The organism is Streptomyces sp. NBC_01471, assembly GCF_041438865.1.
Lineage (GTDB): Bacteria > Actinomycetota > Actinomycetes > Streptomycetales > Streptomycetaceae > Streptomyces.
Map to the genome: position 1 here is coordinate 260,842 of NZ_CP109450.1, position 24,293 is coordinate 285,134.

Genomic DNA, 24,293 nt, shown 5'->3' on the forward strand with positions numbered 1-24,293 from the left:
CCTGGCTCAGCCCTTCAGGATCGCGTCGATCCGGGCCAGTTCTGCCGCGTCGAACTCCAGATTACGGATCGCGCCCACGCTGTCCTCCAGCTGCCGGGGGCTACTCGCGCCGACCAGGGCCGAGGTGACCCGGCCGCCGCGCAGCACCCAGGCCAGGGCCAGCTGGGCCAGGGACTGCCCGCGGGACCCGGCGAGGTCGTTGAGCGCACGCAGGCGGCCCACCAGGTCCTCGGAGAGCGCGTCCGAGCTCAGGAACGGGCTGTCGCTCGCCGCCCGCGAGTCCGCCGGGATGCCGTCGAGGTAGCGGCCGGTCAGCACGCCCTGCTCCAGCGGCGAGTAGACGATGGAGCCCGCCTGCAGCTCGTCCAGGGTGTCCAGTACGCCTTCGCTCTCGGGGCGCCGGTCGAGCATCGAGTAGCGCGGCTGATGGATCAGCAGAGGCGTGCCGAGGTCGCCGAGGATGCGGGCTGCCTCACGGGTCTCCTGTGCGGAGTAGTTGGATACGCCGACGTAGAGCGCCTTGCCCTGCTGGACCGCAGTGTGCAGGGCTCCCATCGTCTCCTCCAGTGGGGTCTCCGGGTACGGGCGGTGCGAGTAGAAGATGTCGACGTAGTCCAGGCCCAGCCGCTTCAGGCTCTGGTCGAGCGAGGACAGCATGTACTTGCGCGAGCCCCATTCCCCGTACGGTCCGGGCCACATGAGGTGTCCGGCCTTGGTGGAGATCACCAGTTCGTCCCGGTACGGCGCGAAGTCCGCCCGCAGTGCGTCACCGAGCGCGGACTCGGCGGCACCGGGCGGCGGACCGTAGTTGTTGGCCAGGTCGAAGTGGGTGACACCCAGATCGAAGGCACGCCGCAGGATGGCGCGCTGGGTTTCGGCCGGCCGCTCGGGGCCGAAGTTGTGCCACAGGCCGAGCGACAGCGCGGGGAGCTTCAGACCACTGCTTCCGGTGCGCCGGTAGGGCATGTCGGTGTAACGGTCGGGGTGTGCGGTGTACAACGCGACTCCATAAGGGTTGGCACAGGGTCTCCCGTTCCACTCTTCCCCGGATGGTGTGCAGCGGTCCAGCAGAAATCAGCTGGGGCGGTCCGCGACCGCCCCGGGCCCGCACACTGATCAGCGGGCATGAGCGTTTGACCGGTACCTCGCCCCCTCTCCCCGGGCCGGTCCCGGGTGCCGGAGCAGCCCCCGTACTCACTCCTGATGGGCCGCGAACCAGCGCACGCACTCACGTGGGCCCCGGCCTGCCCCGCCCCACCGGCACGCATGTCCTGGTTTGCGACCACCGGCCCCGCTGGAAGAACGGAGCACCCTCACGTTCGGGTCGCCCCCAGCCTCTGGGCGACAGGTGTCGGTCACGACGGCCTCAAAGGCATGCTCGTCGAGCACGAGTGCTGCGGGGTGAAACCCCGAGCACGAAGGCTGCGGGGTGCCCCCCTCCCCTGCCCCTCGTCCCGTCGCACCCAAGCAGCCGCACGGCGGAACACCCTTAGGGATTTTCCCTGGTCCGCCGGACGGACAGATCGGCAAAGCTGGTGGTCATCCGGTCCGCGGTCCCGACGCCGGCGCCGCATGCACCCAGCCGGGCGACATGCCATGCCCGCCATCCGCGATCGTCCCCACCCCTGAGACGGCACCGCACCGAACACCGGAAACACGAGGGGAGACCGGGCGGCCGGCAGCCGGCCGGTCCTCAACACCCCGATAGAGAAGGGCGAAAGCCGATGAGCCGCGGAAACAACTGGCGCAGCCGCCGCCGGAATCCGTCCAGCGAACGTGGTGGGGCAACCGGTGAGTGACAGAGCACGCGACACACGTATTTCGATGATCCTCAGCTGGCTGACGCGGCGCGGAGAGCTTCAGGTCCGACTCCTCGCCCCCCTTCTCGGAGTCTCGGGAGCCACGGTGCGCCGGGACCTCGCGGTGATGGAGGAGAAAGGACTCATCCGCCGGTCGTACGGAAGAATCACGGCGACCCGCCGCAGCACGGAACTGCCCGTCAGCCTGCGGTTGTCACAGAACATCGAAGCCAAGCGCCGCATCGGGGCGCTGGCCTCCTCACTCATACCGCCCCGCACACTCACGGTGGCACTGGGCGGGGGCAGCACGGTCGGCTTCGTCGCCAGAAACCTGGCCGCCCGGCGAGATCTGACAGTCGTCACCAACGGCCTCGACACGGCGACATGTCTGACAGCGCGGCAGACGGTCAACGTCGTGGTCACCGGCGGCACCGCGAGGCCGCTCTCCAACGACCTCGTCGGCAAAGCCGCAGAGCAGACGCTCCGTTCGTATCAGTTCGACTTCGCGGTCGTCGGGACGGACGGTGTCAGCCCGAAGGCAGGCTTCACCCAACACAGTCCCAGCGGGGCGGAAATCGACCGCATCATGCTCGAACAGGCCGAATGCGGAATTATCGTGGCCGACAGTTCGAAGCTGGGAAAGGTACACAAGACGAAGTTCGCCGACATTGCCTCACTCCACACCATGGTCACGGACTCGCACGCGAACGCGGACATGGTGGCGTTCCTCAGGAAGTCCGGTCTGAACACGATCCTGGTCGTCATACCTCCGGACGCGGGATTTACTCAACGTGCGAAGCCCGGGGTGTCCCCCAAGCCACGCTGAATGGGCGGGCCTTCGGCACATTGAACACCTCGGCCGTGCACCACACGGTCAGCCTCCAGCGGCAACCCGCCGGCATGAGGATGCGCCGGCACCTGCCTTCATCGAGACGTATGCCGGGTGAGGGGCTGACGGAGTGCCTGGTGCAGCCGCCGTCGTCGGTTCCAGGCCGGGGTCACATGAGAGGACCGTCGACCATTAGCATGCGCGACACTCACATCTCAAGTCGCGTTCATGAAGCCGTTGCTCCGTAGAAACGGAATGGAAAGCTGGGCCCATGCAACAGAAGCACCGGCCTGCGGAAGCGGAACGGAGCACCGCCGGCTTCATACCTGCAGTCCGCCGACGAGAGACGTCATCAGTCCGGGACCAACGGGCCGCAGGACATCTGGGTCCTATGCCCCTTACGGATATCCGTGGCCGGACGGACGCCGGACGGTGGCGGACCAGGAATCCGCACATCTCGGCACGCACCTGCCCGGTCGGGTGCTCGACGGTGAGTGGACAGAGGGAGGAGAACGCGAGTATGCACGTCCATTCGGCACCCGCACCGCAGGGGTACACCGTGCGAGTCCCTCCAGCTGAACCGCCCAGTCCGTTCACAGGCGCCCCGCGGAGACCGGGCTCGGACGACATCGAGCGGTGGCTTTCCTCCCTCAGCATGAACCGGGTGTTCGGCGAGCCCGATGTCGTCCGGGTGTCCTCCGAGCGGGACGAGCCCTGGTGCGCGGACCACTGGCCCAGCAACCCGCATCACGTGGTGTGTTTCGCCGTTTCCGGGACGAGCTACGGATCGGTCTGCGGGGAAAGCGTGGTGCTGGCCCCGGGCGGAGTGCTCTGGGCGCCACCGGGCACGCCCTTGCGTTTGCGGGCCCAGAGGCCGGGACCCTGCACGGTGCTCCGGCTGCGCCTCACCCACGACCCGTTCGTGGATGATTTCAACGGACCGTTCCTCCTTGCCGACCGGCTCTGGGAAGCACACAGCCTGCTGTCGCAGTTGTCCGGTGAACTGTCGGACGGGTCACCTGTGGAACTGCGCGACGAGCGGGTACGAGGTCTGCTCACCGTCCTGTTCACATCGGTGTTCCGTGCGGCCGGCCGGAGCGAGGCACCGGGGCTCCTGAGCCGGTCCGCTCAGCAACTGATCACTGAACTCGCCGACCGACGTATCCACGAGCGTCTCCGCGCCGTCGACCTTGCCGATGCGGTCGATCTCAGCCCTGACTACTTCACCCGGGTGTTCCGCCGGACCTTCGGCATGCCTCCGCGTGAATGGCTGATGCGCCGCCGCATACGGCACGGCGCCTGGGCTCTGGACATTTCTGACCAGTCCATTACAGAGATCGCGCATGCACTTGGTTACCTTGACCCGTTCCTGTTCAGCCGGCAGTTCAAGCTCACCATGGGGATGTCTCCGCAGACCTACCGCAGGAAGCAGCGCCTCGATGGCCCGCCCGCGGGCATCCGCCCAGGGCCGGCCCCTCGCCTTCCTCCGTTCCGCGGACTTCGCCTTTGAGCCGTGGGCCGTGCGCCGTGAGCCGTGCGCCTCGACGGAACAAACTCGTATTCAGTACCGGGATTTCGCCGAGCGCTGGGTTTGTCGGCTGACCGTGATTTCCGGAGTAGCGGGAGACTGGTGCGCGGACCGCAGCACCCACCCGGTCAGTACGGGATTTCCTGGATTCGGGGAACCTGTACTGACCGGTGGGCGGGTTCAGCGCTCAGGCAGCCCCGCCCGGCTGGTTGGCCGGGGGCCCGTCAAGGCGAACGCGGGCTGCACCGGCGGCGCAGTGAGCCTCCCGGCGCACGCCAGAGTGCGGACCGCGCCCGCGCAGGCTACGCCGGTCAGGGCCAGCGCGGTCCACACCAGCCACAGCACCTGGTGCTGCTGGACGTAGTCCCAGTTGAGAATGGCCACCCTGTGGAGGCATCCGTCCGGATCGGCGAACCCCACTGTCCGGACGAGACGTTCACCGGTGCGTTGGCCTGGCTCGCCGGGATGGACGTACCCTCCCGCTTCCCGAAGTGGACCCGGTCGCCTGGTCCGAGGGGATACGGATGGCCGTTGCACTGTACGAAGGCGGCACCACCGAGGAGGACGAGAACGCGTGAACAACACCACCCTCACATCAGTGACCGGGACGGACCCGACCCCCGAGAACGAACTCCTCCTGTCGGCACACCGAACGTCGGTCCGCGGGCCGTGGACCTCACGACCCGCGCCTACCGGCACCCGGCACTCCAGGACGACCGCGTCGTGGTGCGCCTGACTGGTGCGGACCTGAGTGAGGCGGATGACCGCATCGCTGTCTTTCAGGGACTACTCCCCGACGGAGAACCGGCCACGGTCGGCATCACCCGGCGCCGGGCCGTCGGCTTCCTGGAGTGGGTCCTGATACACCACCCTCAGGACGGCCACCGTGCCCTGGCTCTCATGCCGGAACTCGACCGCGCATGCCGCAGGATCCGAAGCAAGCCTCAAGCCGCCTTCGACGCTGTCGTCGCTCCGGCCGATCGGCTGGCAGCCTCGTTGCCCCACTTCCTCCCCGTCTTCCCGGAGCACTCGGCGTCTTCCTGGAGCACGCGGCCCGGGCCTTCCACTCCAACGGCAACCGTGCCTACGCGACACGCCTGTTCGCCCGCGCACGCAAGGACGAGATCGCCTACGACCTGAAGATCGACGAGGCCCGGCTCGATGCGGTGCTCCTGGAATTCGCCCTGGCCGGCATCGCGGAAGTCAAGGCCTTCTCCCTGTGCGCCGACCTGGACGGTGACGGCCAGCTCGTCCCTGGGGCCCCCTTCAAGGAGTCCGCCCTGCGCGCCCTGGACTCGCTCACGGAGGTACTCGACCACGAGGGCGACGGCACCATCGACGCGGTGGAGTACGAGCGGATCTTCAGTGCAACCGGCTCGCCGGCGACACCGCAGCCCTGGCCTTCGAAACCGTCCGAGGCTGAGCAGGACGTGCCCGCCGCCCTGGTGCGGGCCGGATCCCCACTCCGATCCTGGGCGCCGCCAAGATGACTTTTTATGCAAGAAACTCGATGGCATCTTGCACAAATGAACTTACGGAGGCACGGTGTTGGCCATCGCGCCGTCACTGAGGCGCGCACGATGACGGGAGACGCCTTGTCCGCGAGAACGACCCCGATCCCTGCATCATTGCGACGGAGCCTGTACGCCCTGGCGACGGCCACCGCACTCGCCCTGGGCGGGCTCGCCGGCCCGTCCGCTGCGGCGGCGGGCACCCCGCTTCCCGCGCAGGGTGCGGGAAGTGCCAATGCTTCGGTGAGCTCCTACCCGAATCTCGCCCCGACCCCGCCCATGGGCTGGAACAACTGGTCCTACTACGGCTGCGACATCGACGAGGCCACCGTCCTGTCCAACGCCCGGGCCCTGGTCTCTTCCGGTCTCGCCGCGAAGGGCTACAACACGGTCACCACCGACGACTGCTGGATGTCACACAGCAGAAACGCCGCCGGCGACCTGGTCCCCGACCCCGACCGCTTCCCGCACGGAATGGCCTACATCGGTCGGCAACTGCACGCGATGGGACTGAAGTTCGGCATCTATGAGGATGCGGGCACCTCCACCTGCGGTGGATATCCCGGCTCATACGGCCACATCCAGCAGGACGCCGACCTCTTCGCCCATTGGCGCGTCGACTATCTGAAGCTCGACGGCTGCAACGTGCCCGAGAGCGACAGCCAGACACCCAACGAGGTCTACCACTCGGTTTACGGCGACATGAGCAAGGCTCTCCTGCGCACCGGCAGACCCATCACCTTCTCCGTCTCTGCCCCCGCGTACTTCGAGGGCGAGAAGGACTGGCACGACGTCATCGGCTGGTCGGCCCAGGTGGGCAATCTGTGGCGAGAGGGCGCCGACGTCGCGATGGAATCAGCCTCGGCGAGTTCCAAGTGGTCCTCGATCAAGTACAACTACGGCTACAACGTGCCGCTCGCCGACCTGCAGAGCCCCGGCCGCTGGAACGACCCGGACTTCCTGCTCGCCGGCCAGTCCCGGCTGACCGGTGACGAAATCCGAAGCCAGATGTCACTGTGGTCGGTGATGGCCGCGCCGCTGATCTCCAGTACCGATCTGGCCAAGGCGTCTCCTGATGCCCTGTCCGTTCTCGGTAACCGTGATGTCATCGCGGTCGACCAGGATCCGACAGGTCTACAGGGCCGCATCGTCCAGCAGGGCGACGGCTATGACGTGCTGTCGAAGAAGCTTCGCGGCGGGGACAGGGCCGTGGCACTCTTCAACTCCTCGGACCAGGCAAAGACCATCACGACCACGGCGGCCAAAGCCGGGCTCCCGAAAGGATCCTCCTATCTGCTGAAGGACCTCTGGTCGAAGCGGACCACACAGTCCACGGGTGCCATCGCGGCGAATGTCCCCGCTCATGGCACCGTCCTGTACCGGATACACGCCGGGCAGGCACACAAGGTGCCGCCGGCCACCGCGATCACCTGGAAGCGGACGGGCGGCGAGGGGACGTCCTCGACCTGGCAGGTCACTCTGGCCGACCACGGCCCCGGGGGGCTGTCCGCGGCCGCGCTTGAGGTCAACGTGCCGCAGGGATGGTCGGTCAGCCCGGCGAAGGCACGGCTCGGCCGCATCGCCCCCGGTGGCTCCGCCGGAGCGAACTTCACGGTGAAGGGCCCGGAGGCGAAGCCGGGAACGACGACCGTCACGCTGAGCGCAACTGCCCGGTACCGAGCAGGATCCGCCGGCGAGTCCCGCACGAGCGGACAGGGTTCCGTCGTGTCGGTCGTGCCCTATCCGGCTCTGGCGGACGCTTTCAACAATGTCGGTGTCACCAGCGAGGACGCCCCACCGGCGGACGGCAACTACACGCTGGGCAATTTCGACGGCGGCGGTGACAGTTACTCCGCCCAGGCACTGGCCACCGCGGGTGTGACACCGGGAAGCACGGTCACCAAGGACGGTGTCAGCTGGGCGTTCCCGAAGACCGCACCCGGCACACCGGACAACGTGGCCACAGCGGGTCAGGTGATCACCATGGCAGGCAGCGGGGCGAAGCTGTGGTTCCTGGGCGCCGAGGCAGGTGCCGCAGAGGGCAAGGTGACCGTCACGTACACCGACGGCACCACCAGCAGCGGCGATCTCGGGCTGCCCAACTGGTGCTGCACGGCGGGCACCGAGTACGGCGCCACGACGGTCGCCACGACCGATCACCGCAACACACCGCAGGGCCCCGCCAACTTCGGCGGCGGTTACAAGCTGTTCGGAAACTCCGTACCGCTCGACGCAGGCAAGACAATCCGCACGGTGACTCTCCCGGACGAGGACGCCCTGCACATCTTCGCGATCACGGCACAGTAGAGGTCCGGACCTGCTCCGGTACTGGATCAGGTCATCAGTGATCATCAGCGAAAGGACGAAACCCCAGGGCGTGGCGGATCCGAGGGGCCGTTGCAACACCGCTGGCCGGCTGGCTAGGTCCAGTAGCTCAGCGAGGCGCGCGGCTGGGTTTCCCAGCCGAGCGTTTCGCGTGGGCGGCTGTTGAGTTCGACGGCCACGCGTGCCGCTGCCGCTCACGCACGTTGCCAGGGGCGCTGAGGCGCCCCTGGCAACCGTCGTCTTCACCACCGGCTCGGACCAGACTCGGGCGCGTTGGCTCTGGATGCCGTCGCACTTGAAGCCCACGAGGCGATGGAGGTCGACCCCCGAGGCTCCAGATGAAGCCGAGCCGCTCACGTCTGGCGCAGCAAGTGTGATGACCCTGCCCTTTCTCGGCTGAGACGGTGAATCATGCTGAGCGGATCAACCAGCCCTACTTCCCGTGTTCAACGCACCGGACCAGCATCCTTGCTGGTCAGAAGAGCGCAGCGTCCGTACCACCAGCAGACGGAGAACCTCCTGGTGTCGTACTCACCGAAGAAGCCGGGCTTCTTCCAGACACAGGAAGAGGGTGCCTGAGCAGGTGTTTCACCTGCTCAGGCACCCAACCACACGCAGGTTCCATCCCGTTGACGTCCAGGAATCACTGAACCGCGGGCAAGGATCCGGACGGCGCAGAGCCGCCATCACGCCTTCCTGACGGCCTTGAGATGTGCGAACACGACCACGTTGGCGCCGTACCCGCTCTTCTTGTTGAAGGTGCCGCCGCACGTCAGCAGCCGCAGTTCGGGCCGTCCGGTGGCTCCGTACACCTTGGCGTCGGGGAACTTCTTCGTCTTGAACGTCTTCACGGAGTCGACGCTGAAGACCGCAGTCCGGTGGTCGGCTCGCGTGATGTTGACGACATCGCCGGGGCGTAGGGCGTTGAGGTTCAGGAAGATGGCGGGCCCGGTGCGGGTGTCCCGGTGTCCGACGATGACTGCTGTACCCGCTGCTCCGGGTGCCGTTCCACCCCTGTACCAGCCGACCTCGTGAGGTTTGCTCATCGGAGGTGTGTTCAGGCGGCCGTGCCGGTCAAGTTTCAGGCCGATGACCGGAGCTTCGATCACCATTGACGGAATGGCCAGCTTCAGCGGCGTCGCGGCCGGCAGCGGCCCATGCGGCGAGGCAGCCCGCGCCCCGGAATGCGGCGTGCTCCCTGCCCTGGTGACCGGCGCAGCGGGCGGCCCGGGGTGCGGTGCGCTCGCTGCGCTGGTGACCGGCGGCTCGTCGGGTGAGTCGCTGCACGCCCAGACGATGCCGGTCACCAGCGAGAACGTCACACTTGCCGTGATGGAAAGGCGGCAGGCGCGACTTGGCCCTCGTCGGCGGCGGTAGGGCGGATTACGCCGCACCATGGGCGCGACGGCGAGCGCGGCGGACGAAGATCAGTCCTGCTGCTCCCAGTGCCCCCGTCACGAGCAGGGGCCCGACGGGCGAGCTGGGGTCGGCTGCGGTGTTCTGGACGCCGGGAACTCCACCACCTCCCGCGTGTACCGCGCCGGAGGGGAACGTGTGGTGCACCGCGTGGCTGCTGCTGCCGGGGTGGCCCTGCTGGGGGCAGTCAACTCTGAAGCTCTTGGACTTGGCCCCCGGTGCAGTCCAGGTGAGCTGATACTGGCCGTTGGGTAGCGCGAGGTTCGTGGTGGTTCCGGAGCCGTTCAGCACCGGCAGACTGCTCACCAAGGACGGGAGGTTCGGGTTCGGAGGGGCCGGCTTGATCGTCCAGGGGATGGTCGCCAGGTCGGGCCCGAAGTTGGCCGCCGCCAGGTTGAACCTGCAGACCGTGGTCGCGTCCCGGGTATCGCTCCCGCTGGTGCCCGGCTTGTGGATACGCACATCTCCGCTGTCGCCGGGAGCCGCAGCGGCGGACGAGGCTGCCGCCAGGGAGACACCCGTGAGAGCGAGGGCGGCAAGAGCTGCCATGCCCGTACGGACGACAGCGGAGTGGGAGGAGGGGCTAGTGGTGATCACGCGGGGCTCCTTCAAGCCGGGATGATTGTCATACGAATGACTGGCATATGACTACATGTCATTACCAAGGCTGAAAATGAAGGAGAACACGTAAATAAGCCGTAAACAGCACCCGTTTGGCGCAGGGTGGGATCTGTCTCGAAGCCCGACCTCCCCAGCACCGGACAGATGCGCCACCGCGCTGAAGGGCACCGTGGCCGCCACGACCGGTCACTCGTAGCCGTGCACGGCCCGCCGGTTGCGCCCGGGGCACCGCATGGCTGAGCGTGCGGTGCCCCGGGCTGTGAAGCGTCAGTCCTGATGGACGACGTTCTTGCCGGGGCCGCCGGAGAGGGTGTCCGCGCCGGAGCCGCCGTACAGCGTGTCGTCGCCGCTGTTTCCGTACAGCGTGTCGTTACCGCTGTTGCCGTACAGGATGTCGTTGCCCTTGCCGCCGTACTGGTAGTCGTCGCCGGCACCGCCGTAGATCGTGTCGTTGCCGTCGCTGCCGGACAGGCTCTGCCTCTCCGCTCCTCCGTGGATCACGTCGTCGCCCCTGCCGCCGTCGACCGCGCTGTCCTCCCCGTCGGAGTAGATCGTGTCGTTGCCGTCGCCGCCCTGCGCGACGCTGCCGCGGCCGGCGTGGATCGTGTCGTTGCCGTCACCGCCACTGACCACCCCGGCAGCGCCCACCGAGAGGTTGTCGGAGCCCGCCCCTCCGTTGATGCTGTTGCCGTCGACGCCTCCGCTCTGGGTCGCGGTGTCCGCGCCGCCGCCCAGGTCTGCCGAGGCGAAGTAGTACGTCTGGTCGCTGGCGTTGACGTAGGCGAGGGTGTCGTCACCGTCGCCGAGGGACAACTTCAGCGTGGCGTAAGGGTCCTGGGTGTCCAGGGCGAAGACGGTGCAGGACACCTTGGTGCGGTCCGTGGTATCGACGTAGGAGCAACCGTCTCCCACGCTGACAGCAACACTGTCATCGATCACGTAGGTGACCTCTTCGGAGCCGTGGGGCATCGACGCGGTGACGGTCACCTTGTTGGTCTGACCGGGGGCGGCGGTGTAGAGGATCGCGTGATCGGTCGGGCTGAGCGCGGCGGTCGCAGACGATGTCACTGCGCCGGCGGGGCCCGCCAGAAAGAACGGAGCGGCCAGCTGCGCACCTAGAGCCAGTGTCACTGCCGACGCAGTGCGGTAAACCCGGCGGCCGACGAGGCGAGAGAGCATTGCATAACCTCCGTGAGACGTATGTGTTCCTTACAACCACGTGTGACCGCCGAGGTTTTCAGTTGGTTGTGGCCCGGGTCGCTTGGGAATTCATCACGGATTCCTGGCGCACGTATCAGGAACCGTGCCGGCCAGCGGTGTTGGGCCACGCATCATCGATTCGACAATTTCCCGTAATACGTGATCCCGATTGAATTCATGAGGGCGAGGCGCTGATCCCGGCCGGTTCGGCCGGGCAGTTGTCCGTGAACACAGCCGTGTCACGTCGTTTCGGGCATTCCGCAGACCCGACCGGGTGACAGGGGCACAGGGGCACTGTGCGTCGGCGCTGCTCGTTCACCCGGGCCACCAGACTGTCCAGGGCCTGTCACCTCGGATTCCGGAGCCCCGTCATGACCCAGCCCTCCACCGGACCGACCGAAGCGGACACCTTCCTCGCCGTATGCGGTCACACACACCTTTTTCCGGGAGCCCGCTGCCGCATCCAGGGACTGTCCGACCCCCGTGCCTTCGCAGAAGACCCGTGGTCGGTCGAGCTCGAACTGCGTCTGTCCGATGACGTGGAAACCGACGCCGAGTTGCGCACCGCGGACCCGATGGGCCCCGTACTCGCCGTCCCGGCCTACACCACCGGCGCCGGTACCTCCATCGACGGCCGCTCCTGGCTGATCCGGGAGTTCATCCGTGCGGGAGACGACGTCGAGCTGACGATCGGTGGCCATGCCTCGCCCTGATTACCGGAACCCGGCGCTCCGCTCTCTCGCGTGACCGCTCCTTCGCCACACCGCACGGCACACCCGGCCCCCGGCTCTCCCCATGCGGTACTCAGGCGGACACATCCGCCGCGGGGAACAGTTCCCGGATCCGCTGGAGAGTGCCGGGGGATTCCAGCGTGGAGGGGTCGAGGCGCAGGACCGGCCGGGCTGCGCGGTCGTCCCGCATCCCGGCGGACAAGCGCGCACGGCCACCGCCGGTGATGTTCAGAAGGACGCGGGTGCCGCTGGATACGCGGCCCTCCCGCACTGAGCGGCCGAGGCAGGCGACGGCAACCGCCGCCGCGGGTTCGATGTCGATCCCCTCGGTCCGCGCGAAGAGTTCGGTGGCTGCACGGGCATCCTCGCCGGGGCAGGGAAGGACGTCTCCGCCGCTCGTCCGCAACGCCTCCTCGATGCCTCCGGTGAGGGAGTACGGAGGGTGCTGGTTGACGAGTTCGTCCGCGTACACGCGGCCGGTCGCGGCACGGCGCTCCTCCTTGCCAACCGGACGGCGCGCTTCGGGGCATCCGTGCCACAGGCGGTGAACCGGTGCGACTCCCTCGTTCTGGCACATCAGCAGCCGCGGGGTCGCCGGGCCGTAGCGGCCGGAGGCGATCAGCCGGGTGGCCGCCTCGTGGACCGCGATCGCCCCGACCGCGCTCCCGACGGCCTGGACATAGACCTCGGGCAGCGCTCCCATCGCCTCGACCGCGGACAGCAGGACCGTGGCGAGACCGTCGCGCCGGGCGACGTTCCATGCCCCGCCGACGGCCCGGAATCCCGGCAACGCCGAGACCCGTTCGGCCAGTTCGATGGCGTCGTCGTAGTCGCCACCCGTGATCGACACCAGCCGGACGGTGGGCGCGATGCCGGGGACCGTGGCGAACCGGTGCAGTCCACTGCCCGGTACGACGAGCAGGCACTCCACATCGGTCCTGGAGAACACGGACGCGAACGCGGCGGCGGTGTTGCCGACGGACGGTACGACCAGGACGGGGGGCCGCTCGGGCAGCCGGCCGAAGACGGCGTAGGCCTCGAGCTCCTTGAACGTGCCGGTCCGCAGATCGGCGCCGCGTTCCGGCCAGTAGCCGTTGAACGCGATCCACAGGTCACCGAGGCCGAGAGCGCGCCCCAGGCCCTCGCTACGGTAGACGACCGTCCCGCCGGCTCCGGGAAGGGTGCGTACGACCGGCAGCCAGCGCCGGTATCGGTACAGGCCGTCGGATTCGGGACTCACGGCGGGTTCCTGGTCGCGGTAGCGGGTGCGCAGGAGTGCCGGTGCGTGGTCCTCGGGACATCTCAGTGTGAGTCCGTCGTCGGCCATGGTGTGGCCACAGGCCGGGCAGACGAGGTCGTAGTGACGTTCGGGGGGCGTCGGTACCGTGCTGTTCTGGACAAAGGCCTGCGCGCTCACGGGTGTTCCCTCTGCTCGGCCGGTCGGCATCACGCACCGCTCTCGTGAACATCCTCCGGCGGCCTCGGCAGGAAACCCGTCTCGATGAAGTACCTGAGGTACTGGTGCAGCAGTTCGGACCCGACGGGGGTTCCGATGACCTGAGTGCCGGCCAGCCCGCGCAGGAGGTTGTTGAGGTCGGTCCGGAGCCGGTACGCCCCGGTGGTGGGCCGCGGCGCGCTGTCCAGCAGCAGGGCGGCGTGGAGCGACGTCCGATCGGACACCGGCGTCTTCAGCGCCGCGTCCCCGAGCCGCTTCTGCCACTCCTCGTACGGGACGGGCTTCAGCGGATAGCCGAGGGCGGACACCTGGTCCAGCATGGTGACGGTCTCGGTCGCGGCCGGGGCGGCGATGTTGTAGACCGTTCCGTCCGCCCGTCCGCTGAGCGCGAGGTGGGCGAACGCCTTGGCCACGAAGTCCACGGGTACCAGGTTCGCCTGGAAGTCGACCCGCGTGGCCGGTCGTGCGCCCAGCTCGACGCAGGCCCTGAGGAAGTGCCAGAGCGCGTCGTCGCCGCTCACCACGCTGGTCCGGGAGTCCCCGCTGACGTGCGCAGGGCGGTAGACGGCCGTCGGGATGCCCCGTTCGTTCGCGAGGCGGATGATCCCCTCCGCGACCCACTTGCTCGCGGCGTAACCGCTGAACTCCAGCAGGGCAGGATCGCTGCGCCATCCCTCGGGCAGGACCTCGGGGTCGTCGGGGCCCGCGATGGCCGTGCTGATCGTGGAGACGTAGTGCACCGGCTTGACCCGGTGCAGGGCGGCCAGCCGGCAGATCTCGCGTACGGCCGACACGTTGGCGTTCCTGAGTCGTGCGTACGGTTCGGTGAGGTTGACCCGGGCGCCGTTGTGGAAGATGGCGTCGACCTGTCGCGCGAGGTGGTCGAAGCGCTCCTGCGCCAGTCCCAGGAGGGGCTGCTCCAGATCCCCCGGGACGGGGACGATCCGCCCCGCGAACCGCTCCTCCCAGAGTCCGTATCCGTCCATGGTGCGATGGATCCGCTTCAGGGCCTCGTCCGGATCGGCCGCACGCACCAGGCAGAAGACCTCCGCGGCCGTCCGGTCCAGCACCTCGCGAAGGATGAACGAGCCGAGGAAACCCGTGGCGCCGGTGAGGAGCACGCTCGTCGGGGCCTGCCCGTCCGGGACCCGGGGTGTGTGTGCCTCGGCCGTGATGGCCGGGTCGAGGTGGACGTCGGCGACGAGCTGGTCCGCGGCGGCGGGCAGGCTCACCGCCCCGGAGGCCGGGGCCGCGTCCAGCAGGGGCGCGAGCGCCGCGACGGTGTCGTGTTCGAAGACCGCCTTGAGTGGCAGGGCCGCGGCCAGACGTGCGTTGACGATCCCGACCAGCCGGGTGGCGAGCAGCGAGTGGCCCCCGAGGAGGAAGAAACTGTCGTCGATGCCGATCCGCTCGACGCCGAGTACCTCGGCGAACAGTTCGCACAGTTCCGCCTCGCGCCGCGACCGCGGCTCCCGGCCCGCCACCTCGGCCGGATACTCGGGCACGGGCAGGGCCCGCCGGTCCAGCTTCCCGTTCACCGTGAGCGGCAGCGCGTCCAGGACGACCACGGCGGCAGGCACCATATGGGCCGGCAGCCGGTCGGCGACGGCCGCCCGCAGTACCGCGGCGCTGACGTCCCCGCCGGGGGCGGCCGGGACGGCGTAAGCGGTCAGGCGTTTGTCTCCTGGCGTGTCCTCCCGCACCACCACCACGGCTCGGGAGACCCGCGCGTCGGCGACGAGCGCCGCCTCGATCTCGGCCAACTCGATCCGGAAGCCGCGGATCTTGACCTGGTGGTCGGCGCGGCCGACGAATTCCACCAGCCCCTCGGGGCTCCACTTCACCACGTCACCGGTGCGGTACATCCGTTCCCCGGAACCGTAGGGGTCGGCGACGAAACGCTCCGCCGTCAGCGCGGCCCGGCCCAGATAGCCGCGCGCCACATGGGCCCCCGCCACGTACAGTTCGCCGGGTACGCCCGGTGGTACGGGGCACAGCCCGGCATCGAGCACGTACACCCGGGTGTTCCAGTAGGGGCGTCCGACCGGCACAGGCCCCCGCGGTGTCGGTGTACCGGGCTCCATCCGGTGGTCGAGGCAGTTCACCGTCACCTCGGTGGGGCCGTAGGCGTTCACCACGACGGCGTCCGGGTGGCGGCGCCGCCACGGGTCGAGCACCTCTCCGGACAGCGCCTCCCCACCCACGATCAGCGTGCCGGACGGGGATGCCCCGGGCGGGAGCGCCGCCAGCAGGGGGAGGTGCGACGGGGTCACCTTCATGTACGACGGCCGCGGTCCGAAGACCACCTCCTCGTCCAGGTCCGCCAGCCGTACGGCCCCGCCGGAGACCAGTGGGACGTACAGGGCGGTCACCGTCGCGTCGAACGAGATCGAGGCGTGGAGCAGGGAGGCGCCCCCCGCCACATCACCGTGCACCTCACGCTCCCGGGCCAGGTAGGCGACGACCGACCGGTGTTCGATCACGACGCCCTTGGGACGGCCGGTCGAGCCGGAGGTGTAGATCACGTACGCGGGATGCTCCGGCCGCAGCCGGGCCCGGCACTCCGTGTCGGCGAGCGCCTGCTTGCCCGCGGCGGCCAGCTCGGCGGAGACTCCGGGCGTGCCGAGGACGATACGGAACGGCGCCCCGGGCCCCTCGGGAACGGCGGCGTCCAGCCGGTCCGCCACCGATGTGTGGGTGAGTACGGCGACCACCCCGGCGTCGGCCGTCGTGCCCGCGATCCGCTCCGCCGGGTACGCCGGGTCGATGGGCACGTACGCGCCGCCGGCCTTGAGCACCGCCAGGTAGGCGACGACCAGTGCGGCGGATCGCTGCATGACCACCGCTACGCGCGACTCGGGCCGCACTCCCCGGGCGATGAGCAACCGGGCCAGTTCGTTCGACCGCTCCTGGAGTTCGGTGTACGTCAGTCGGGCGTCGCTCGACACCACCGCGACGGCATCCGGGGTACGAGCGGCCTGTTCGGCGATCAGTTCCGGCACCGTCACGGCGGGCACCTCACGGGCCGTGTCGTTCCATTCCACCAGGACGCGGTGCCGCTCGGCCTCGCCCAGGACGGAGACCCGGCACAGCGGGGTGCCGGGCTCGGACTCCAGGGCGGACACCACTCCCTCGGCCGCGGCCAGGAACAGGGCGCGCACCGACCGGGGATCGATCGGCTCCGCTGCCTGCGCGACGACCACGAACCCCGACCCGAGGTCGTCCACGGACACCGTGAGGGGATAGTTGGTCCGCCCCTTCGCCGAGAGCACCTCGACACCGTCGAACGCGCGGACCTGACGGGCGTCACTGTGCCGGTAGTTGAAGAGGGCGGTGAAGAGCGGAGCCGGGGCGGCGACACCACTGGCCCGCTGGGCCAGCGCGAGGGGCGCGTGCTCGTGTACGAGCAGGTCGGCCAGCTGGGCCCGCATGGCGCCGACCGCTTCCGCCACCGTCACGCCTCCGGTGCGGGCCCGTACGGGCAGCGTGTTGATGAACAGGCCGGGGACCCGGTCCGCCCCGGCTCCGGCCCGCATCCGGCCGAACAGCACGGTGCCGAACACGACGTCGTCGCGTCCCGAGACGGCGGCCAGTGTCCGGGCCCAGATCACGTGGAAGAGCGTCGCGGGACTGACCCCGTACCGGCGCGCCTGCTCGCGCACCCGGGCCGCGAGTCCGTCGTCCACCGTGCCCCGGGCCTCGCTGACAACGCCGACGTCTCCTCGTGCCCGCTCCACACCGAACGGCGCGGTCGGTTCGGTGACGTCGCCGAGGAGTCCCGCGAAGTGCGCCTCGTGCTCCTGCTGCGGGATGCCGAGCAGGGCCTGCGCGACGAAGGCGCGGTAGGGCAACGGTGCGGGCAACGCGTCCTGCCTTCCCGCGAGGAACTCCCGTACCTCGTCGAGCATCACCTCCAGCGCGGTGTGGTCCTGGATGATGTGGTGCATCCGCAGCAACATGATCCACCGGCCGCTGCCCGGCTCCGCCGCGATGTGCGCGTCCATCAGCGGGGCACGGTTCAGGTCCAGAGCGGTCCCGGCGGCCTCGGTCAGCAGGCGCGTCGTGCCGTCGCCGGCCGCCCGGCCGGGATCGACCTCGGTCACCGGAATCCCGGCGTGCCGGTACACCACTTGTACCGGGTGGGGCAGCCCCTGCCAGGCCAGGGCGGTACGCAGCACGTCGTGCCGGTCGACGACGTGCTGCCAGGCGGCCAGGAAGGCGTCGAGGCGCGCCCGGGAGTCGAACCGCAGGACCTGCTGGAGAAGGTAGGGGTCGTGGCCGTCCCGGGCCTCCAACTGGTGGTGGAAGAAGAGCCCCTCCTGCAGGGGAGCCAGTGGGTAGACGTCTGCCACGTTCGCGGCGCCGCCGGGCACACCAGCCACCGCGTCAGCCAGCTCGCGGGCGGACAGCCCGGAGAACGGCACCATCCCGGGTGTGATCGCCGACGCCTGTTCCGGGATCAGGCACGGTGGCACCTCGACCTCGTCGCGGACCTCGGCGGCGGCCAGCCGGGCCACGGTGGGCGCCGCGAAGAGGGTGCGTACGTCGACCGGGATGCCCCGGGCCCGCAGCCGCTCCACGAGCGCCACGGCGAGCAGTGAGTGTCCTCCGAGATCGAAGAAGTTGTCCTCCACTCCGACCCGCTGGAGACCCAGCACCTGAGCGAAAACCGAGGAAAGAATCTCCTCCCGCACCGACACCGGACCACGACCACCACCCGACACCGACCCGAAATCCGGAACCGGCAAAGCCCCACGATCCAACTTCCCATTCACCGTCACCGGCAACGAATCCAACACCACAACCGCAGCCGGCACCATATAATCCGGCAACAACCGCCCCACAAACTCCCTCACCACCCCAGCAAAACCCCCACCCACACCCACCGAATCCGCAACCACATAAGCAACCAACCGCTTATCCCCAGACACACCCTCCCGCACCACCACCGCAGCCTCAGCCACCCCCTCACACAGAACAACAACCGCCTCCACCTCAGCAGGCTCAACCCGAAAACCCCGAATCTTCACCTGATCATCCACACGCCCCACAAACTCCAGCACCCCACCCACACCCCACCGCACCACATCACCCGTGCGATACAACCGCTCCCCACACCCGAACGGACTCGCCACAAACCGCTCCGCCGTCAAACCCGCAGGCCCCACATACCCACGCGCCATCCCCACACCCGCCAAATACAACTCACCCGCCACCCCAACGGGAACCAAACCCAAACCACCGTCCAACACAAAAGCCCGCGTGTTATCCATAGGACGCCCGATCGGCAACACCCGACCCACCCCACCAGGACAATCAAACGCAACCTGCACAGAACACAACGTCATCTCCGTCGGACCATAGAGATTGCGCACGACCAGGCCGGGAACGGCCTCCAGCACCCGCCGCGCCGCGATGGCGGGTACGACGTCGCCCCCGGTGTTGACCTCGGCGACACCCGTGAACGCGGCCGGATCCTCCTCCGCCACGACCCGGAACAACCCCGCCGTCACATGAACATGCGTCAGCGCATACCGCGCGATCAACGACCGCAACAACGCCGCATCGAACTGCCCCTCCGGCGCGAGCACCACCTGCCCACCACCCAGCAACGGCGCCCACAACTCATACGTCGACGAGTCGAAGGAATGCGGGGAGCGCAGCAGCACCCGCAGTGGCTCCTCGTGACGCCAGCACGCGTCGCTCGCCAGATCCACCACGTTCTGATGAGTGATCGCGATCCCCTTCGGCACCCCGGTCGAACCAGACGTGTACATGATGTATGCCAACTGGCCGGGGACGGCCCGGGGCGGCAGTGCTGATCCGTCACCGGACGCGTCCGCCCCGACCTCCACGACCACACCGCCCCGCGCACGGAACGCGTGGACCGCCCGGTGCCCGCTCATCGCGGCGTCGACCAGCAGCACCTCCGCCGTCGCTTCCTCCATCAGCACCCGCATACGCTCCGCCGGGGCCCGCAGGTCCAGCGGCACGTACACACCACCCGCCTTCAACACCGCCAGCAACGCGACAACAAGCTCCGGCGAGCGCTCCATCAACAGGGCCACCCGTGCCTCGGGCTCCACACCCCGGTCCACGAGCCGCCGTGCCAGGACATTGGAATGGGCCTCCACCTCCGCATACGACAGTTCACGGTCCCCGGCCGTCAACGCCGGTGTCGTCGGGGTACGTGCCACCTGGGCCGCGAACAGCTCCGGCACCGTACCCACGGGTGCGTCGCACGCCGTGTCGTTCCATTCCGTCAGCAGGCGGTGCCGCTCCTCGTCGCCCAGGATCCCGATCCGGCCGACGGACTGCGCGGGGTCGGTGGTGACGGCCTCCAGCACCCTCAGGAGCCGGTGGGCGATTCCCTCCGCGGTGGACGGGTCGAACAGGTCGGTGGCATAGACGATGTCACCGAGAAGACCGGCCGGTGAGCCGTCGGGCTCGAACCGCTCGGTGAACTGGATGTCCAGATCGAACTTGGCCGCGGGCCGTCCGGCGGGGCGCTCCTCGGTCCGCAGCCCCGTCAGTTCCAGCGCCGCGGTGTCGGTGTTCTGGACCGCGAGCATCACCTGGAACAGCGGGTGCCGCGCCATCGACCGCTGCGGCGCGATCTCCTCGACCAGCCGCTCGAAGGGGATGTCCTGGTGCTCGAAGGCGTCCAGGACCGTCTCCCGCACCCGGTCGAGGAGCTCGGTGAACGCCGGGTCTCCCGACACGTCGGTCCGCACGACGAGCGTGTTGACGAAGAACCCGACCAGGTCGTCGGTGGCTTCGTCGGTACGGCCCGCCACCGGGCTGCCGATCGAGATGTCGTGGCCGGCGCCCAGCCGCGACAGCAGTGCCGCCAGCGACGCCTGCAGCAGCATGAACATCGTCGCGCCCCGGCTCTGTGCCAACGCATGCAGGCGAGCGTGCAGTTCGGCCGGGACCAGCACGTCGGTGCGCCCGCCGCGGTGGCTCGCCACCGCGGGACGCGGTCGGTCGGCGGGCAGGACGATCTCCTCCGGCGCCCCCGTCAGCTTCTGCCGCCAGTGGGCGAGATGCGAGGCGAGCGCGGAGGCACCGTCGCCGTCGGCAACCGCCCGCTGCCAGAGGGCGAAGTCCGCGTACTGCGCCGGCAACGGCTCCCATGCGGGAGCCCGCCCGGTTCGGCGCGCCGCGTAGGCCCTCGACAGGTCCCGCCACAGCGGCCCCATCGACCAGGCGTCTCCCGCGATGTGGTGCACGACCAGAACGAGTACGTGCTCCTGGGGCCGGTCCGCCTCGCCACCGAGCGGGTCGTGGTCCGGCGCGATCGACAGCAGTGCCGCCCGGACGGGAAGTTCCGCCGTGAGGTCGAAGGTGTGCGAGGCGGCCTCGGTCACCCGTGCGTCGAGGTCCTCCCGCGAGGCCTCGGCCACAGGCAGGTTCAGGCGCACCGTCTCAGGAGGCAGGATCCGCTGCCACGGATCCCCCTCGGCCGACGACGGGTAGACCGTGCGCAGGACCTCGTGCCTGGCCACCACGTCCGCGAGCGCGTCCGACAGTGCCCGCACGTTCAGCGCACCGGTCAGCCGCACGGCGATCGGAATGTTGTAGGTGGTGTTCGGGCCTTCCAACTGCGAAAGGAACCAGAGCCGTTGCTGGGCGAAGGAGAGCGGAGGACGGTCGGGCCTGGGCCCCGCCACCAGGGGGGTGCGGACAGGACATGCGCCTCGCAGTCGCCGGGCGAGGCCGGCCACCGTCGGCGTGTCGAACACCTGCCTGATCGGGACCTCGACGTTCAGAGCCGCCCTGATCCTGCTGATCAGGCGGATCGCCAGGAGTGAGTGTCCTCCGAGGTCGAAGAAGTTGTCCTCCACTCCGACCCGCTGGAGACCCAGCACCTGAGCGAAAGCCGAGGAAAGAATCTCCTCCCGCACCGACACCGGACCACGACCACCACCCGACACCGACCCGAAATCCGGAACCGGCAAAGCCCCACGATCCAACTTCCCATTCACCGTCACCGGCAACGAATCCAACACCACAACCGCAGCCGGCACCATATAATCCGGCAACAACCGCCCCACAAACTCCCTCACCACCCCAGCAAAACCCCCACCCACACCCACCGAATCCGCAACCACATAAGCAACCAACCGCTTATCCCCAGACACACCCTCCCGCACCACCACCGCAGCCTCAGCCACCCCCTCACACAGAACAACAACCGCCTCCACCTCAGCAGGCTCAACCCGAAAACCCCGAATCTTCACCTGATCATCCACACGCCCCACAAACTCCAGCACCCCACCCACACCCCACCGCACCACATCACCCGTGCGATACAACCGCTCCCCACACCCGAACGGACTCGCCACAAACCGCTCCGCCGTCAAACCCGCACGCCCCACATACCCACGCGCCATCCCCACCCCCGCCAAATACAACTCACCCGCCACCCCAACGGGAACCAAACCCAAACCACCGTCCAACACAAAAGCCCGCGTGTTATCCATAGGACGCCCGATCGGCAACACCCGACCCACCCCACCAGGACAATCAAACGCAACCTGCACAGAACACAACGTCATCTCCGTCGGACCATAGGTGTTCCGTACGGTGATCCCCGGTGCGGCCTCCAGTACGCGGCGCGCGGCAGCGGCGGGTACGACGTCCCCACCCGTGCTGACCTCGACGACACCCGTGAACGCGGCCGGATCCTCCTCCGCCACGACCCGGAACAACCCCGCCGTCACATGAACATGCGTCAGCGCATACCGCGCGATCAACGACCGCAACAACGCCGCATCGAACTGCCCCTCCGGTGCCAGCACCACCTGCCCACCACCCAGCAACGGCGCCCACAACTCATACGTGGAGGCGTCGAAGGAATGGGGCGACCGGAACAGCACCCGCAGTGGCTCCTCGTGACGCCAGCACGCGTCACCCGCCAGATCCACCACGTTCTGATGAGTGACCGCGATCCCCTTCGGCACCCCGGTCGAACCAGACGTGTACATGATGTACGCCAACTGATCCGGCACACACCTGGCCGACAGCGCCGATCCGTCACCGGTAGTGGCGGCTCCGGCCTCGACCACGCGCACGCCCGCACTGGCCGCGTCCCGCGCGAAACCGCCCGCGCCCGCACCGACGTCGACCAGCAGCACACCGGCCCCGGTCTCCGCGAGCAGCCGTCGCATGCGCTCCGCCGGGGCCCGCGCGTCCAGCGGCACGTACACGCCACCCGCCTTCAGCACCGCCAGCAACGCGACGACAAGCTCCGGCGAGCGCTCCATCAACAGGGCCACCGGTGACTCCGGCCCCACCTCATGATCCGCCAGCAGACGCGCGAGCCGGTTGGACCGCTCGTCCAGCTCCCTGTACGACAGCCGCTCCGCTCCGGACGCCACGGCCACCGCGTCGGGGGTGCGGGCCACCTGGGCGGCGAAGACGTCCGGCACCGTGGTGGCCGGCACTTCGCGCGCGGTGTCGTTCCACTCCACCAGTACGCGATGCCGCTCGGCCGCCCCCAGCAGCTCGACCGCGCCGAGCGGGCTGTCCGGGTCCAGCGTGGCGAGATCGTCCAGGAAGCGTGCGAACCTCTCGGCGTGCAGAGCGACGTCATCGGCGCGGTACAGCGCCGGATTCGCGTCCACGTAGAGGTGCATTCCGTCCGACTTGCGGTCGTGCACGACGAACGACAGATCCTCGACGGGAACGTTGGCGACGTTGTGCGCGGTGGTCCGGTGACCGGCGAACGTGATGTCGAACGGGGCCGGCTGGATGTTCACATGAGGGCCGTACAGGGGCTCGTCCGAGTTGGTGAGGCCGCAGTCCCGCCTCATCTGCTCCAGCCGGTAGCGCTGATGACGCAGCGCCGCACTGATGGCCGTCCTCGTCTCCAGGACGAACTCGCGCAGGCTGCTCTCCGGCTCCACCGTCAATCGCAGCGGCAGGATGTTCGCCATCATGCCGGGAACCGACCGGGTCTCCTCCTCCACGCGGGCGGTGACCGGCATTCCCAGGACCACGGTCCTGGCCCCTGTCGCGAGATGGAGATAGGCCGCGGTGGCCGCGATCACCAGCGCGGGCCAGTGCACACCGAGACGCCGGGTCACTCCGCGCAGACGGGCCGCCTGGTCGAGGGGAAGGTCCACGGTGTGCCGCAGGTTTGCGTGGGACGCGGGCGCGGACCGGCCGGCGAGGGTGACGGGTGCGGGCCGGTCGGCCAGCTGCTCCCGCCAGAACTCGCGGTCCTGGGCGTACTGCTCGGAGCAGCGGTAGGCCTCGTCCGCCTCAATCAGCTGCCGGAGCGGGGGCAGGGCCGGGCCCGTGGCGGAGCTCCCCTCGGCCATCGCGGTGTAGATCTCCGCCATGCGGCGCGCGGTCAGTGTGTTGCCGTGGCCGTCCTGGAGAGCGTGGTGGAACACCTGTGTCCAGTAGAAATGGCCGGGGGCGGCGCGGAACAGGACCGTCGTGCTGTGCGGGTCGCGCTCCAGATCGACCCGGCGGGCCAACTCCGTGTGCGCCCAGGCCTGTACAGCGGCCCAGGGGTCGTTCTCGTCGCTGAGGTCCACCACCCGCGGCCGCTCGCCGGAGCCCGGGAACTGGCGCAGGCCGTCCGGCGTCTCGGTTACCCGGAACCGGCCCGACTCGTTCTCCTCGAGGAGCTGCTCCGCGGCCCGCTGGAACAGGTCGGCATCGATCGGACCGCGGATCTCCAGGATCTCCGCGCATCGATAGGCCGGATTTCCCGGAGCCAGGTGCTGGACGAACCACATGCCCTCCTGGGCAGCGGTCAGCCCGAGGAGCCCCTCACGAGATCGATCCACGCCATCCATCCCAACCGCTCGACGGTGTTACCCCAACCATCCGGTGCCGCGCCGCTCGGGCGATATCAGCGT

General features: G+C 68.9%; 12 protein-coding genes. 5 read left to right on the forward strand and 7 right to left on the reverse strand.

The genetic code is table 11. The annotated features are described in order from the left end of the window. Positions 1-6: 6 nt before the first annotated feature. Positions 7-999, reverse strand: a complete 993-nt coding sequence (locus OG285_RS01200) for an aldo/keto reductase (protein ID WP_371789859.1) — start codon at positions 997-999, stop codon at positions 7-9. Between the two features lie 792 nt (positions 1,000-1,791). Between OG285_RS01200 and OG285_RS01205 the strand changes: the two genes are divergently transcribed. Then, entirely contained in the window at positions 1,792-2,625 is an 834-nt protein-coding gene (locus tag OG285_RS01205) for a DeoR/GlpR family DNA-binding transcription regulator (RefSeq protein WP_371789860.1), read from the forward strand. Between the two features lie 892 nt (positions 2,626-3,517). After that, entirely contained in the window at positions 3,518-4,138 is a 621-nt protein-coding gene (locus OG285_RS01210) for a helix-turn-helix transcriptional regulator (protein ID WP_371789861.1), read from the forward strand. Between the two features lie 198 nt (positions 4,139-4,336). On the opposite strand, the gene OG285_RS01215 is transcribed toward OG285_RS01210, so the two are convergent. Then, positions 4,337-4,540, reverse strand: coding sequence for a hypothetical protein (locus OG285_RS01215; RefSeq protein WP_371789862.1), 204 nt, complete (start codon positions 4,538-4,540; stop codon positions 4,337-4,339). Positions 4,541-5,076: 536 nt separating this feature from the next. Here OG285_RS01215 and OG285_RS01220 point away from each other — a divergent pair. Beyond that, positions 5,077-5,646, forward strand: coding sequence for a hypothetical protein (locus OG285_RS01220; protein WP_371789863.1), 570 nt, complete (start codon positions 5,077-5,079; stop codon positions 5,644-5,646). 138 nt (positions 5,647-5,784) lie between these two features. Then, complete coding sequence (locus tag OG285_RS01225) at positions 5,785-7,974, forward strand: NEW3 domain-containing protein (protein WP_371789864.1); 2,190 nt, start codon at positions 5,785-5,787, stop codon at positions 7,972-7,974. 704 nt (positions 7,975-8,678) lie between these two features. Here OG285_RS01225 and OG285_RS01230 read toward each other — a convergent pair. The 3 genes from OG285_RS01230 to OG285_RS01240 form a co-directional block, all read right to left on the reverse strand. Beyond that, entirely contained in the window at positions 8,679-9,314 is a 636-nt protein-coding gene (locus OG285_RS01230) for a class F sortase (RefSeq protein ID WP_371789865.1), read from the reverse strand. Positions 9,315-9,375: 61 nt separating this feature from the next. Then, positions 9,376-10,005, reverse strand: a complete 630-nt coding sequence (locus tag OG285_RS01235) for a hypothetical protein (protein ID WP_356835397.1) — start codon at positions 10,003-10,005, stop codon at positions 9,376-9,378. A gap of 291 nt (positions 10,006-10,296) precedes the next feature. After that, positions 10,297-11,097, reverse strand: a complete 801-nt coding sequence (locus tag OG285_RS01240; protein WP_371789866.1) for a calcium-binding protein — start codon at positions 11,095-11,097, stop codon at positions 10,297-10,299. A gap of 503 nt (positions 11,098-11,600) precedes the next feature. Between OG285_RS01240 and OG285_RS01245 the strand changes: the two genes are divergently transcribed. Beyond that, the gene (locus tag OG285_RS01245; protein ID WP_356835393.1) at positions 11,601-11,942 is read left to right on the forward strand and encodes a hypothetical protein; all 342 of its coding nucleotides are present in this window, start codon (positions 11,601-11,603) and stop codon (positions 11,940-11,942) included. A 91-nt stretch (positions 11,943-12,033) separates the two neighbouring features. On the opposite strand, the gene OG285_RS01250 is transcribed toward OG285_RS01245, so the two are convergent. Beyond that, the gene (locus tag OG285_RS01250; RefSeq protein WP_371789867.1) at positions 12,034-13,377 is read right to left on the reverse strand and encodes a cysteate synthase; all 1,344 of its coding nucleotides are present in this window, start codon (positions 13,375-13,377) and stop codon (positions 12,034-12,036) included. 29 nt (positions 13,378-13,406) lie between these two features. Next, on the reverse strand, positions 13,407-24,221 hold the full coding sequence (locus tag OG285_RS01255) for an amino acid adenylation domain-containing protein (RefSeq protein WP_371789868.1): 10,815 nt from the start codon (positions 24,219-24,221) through the stop codon (positions 13,407-13,409). Positions 24,222-24,293: the final 72 nt, after the last annotated feature.

What these genes read in the sequence shown, in the direction of transcription:
- OG285_RS01245 (WP_356835393.1), top strand. Translation starts at nt 11,601, where the DNA reads ATGACCCAGCCCTCCACCGGACCGACCGAAGCGGACACCTTCCTCGCC.
- OG285_RS01220 (WP_371789863.1), top strand. Translation starts at nt 5,077, where the DNA reads ATGCCGCAGGATCCGAAGCAAGCCTCAAGCCGCCTTCGACGCTGTCGT.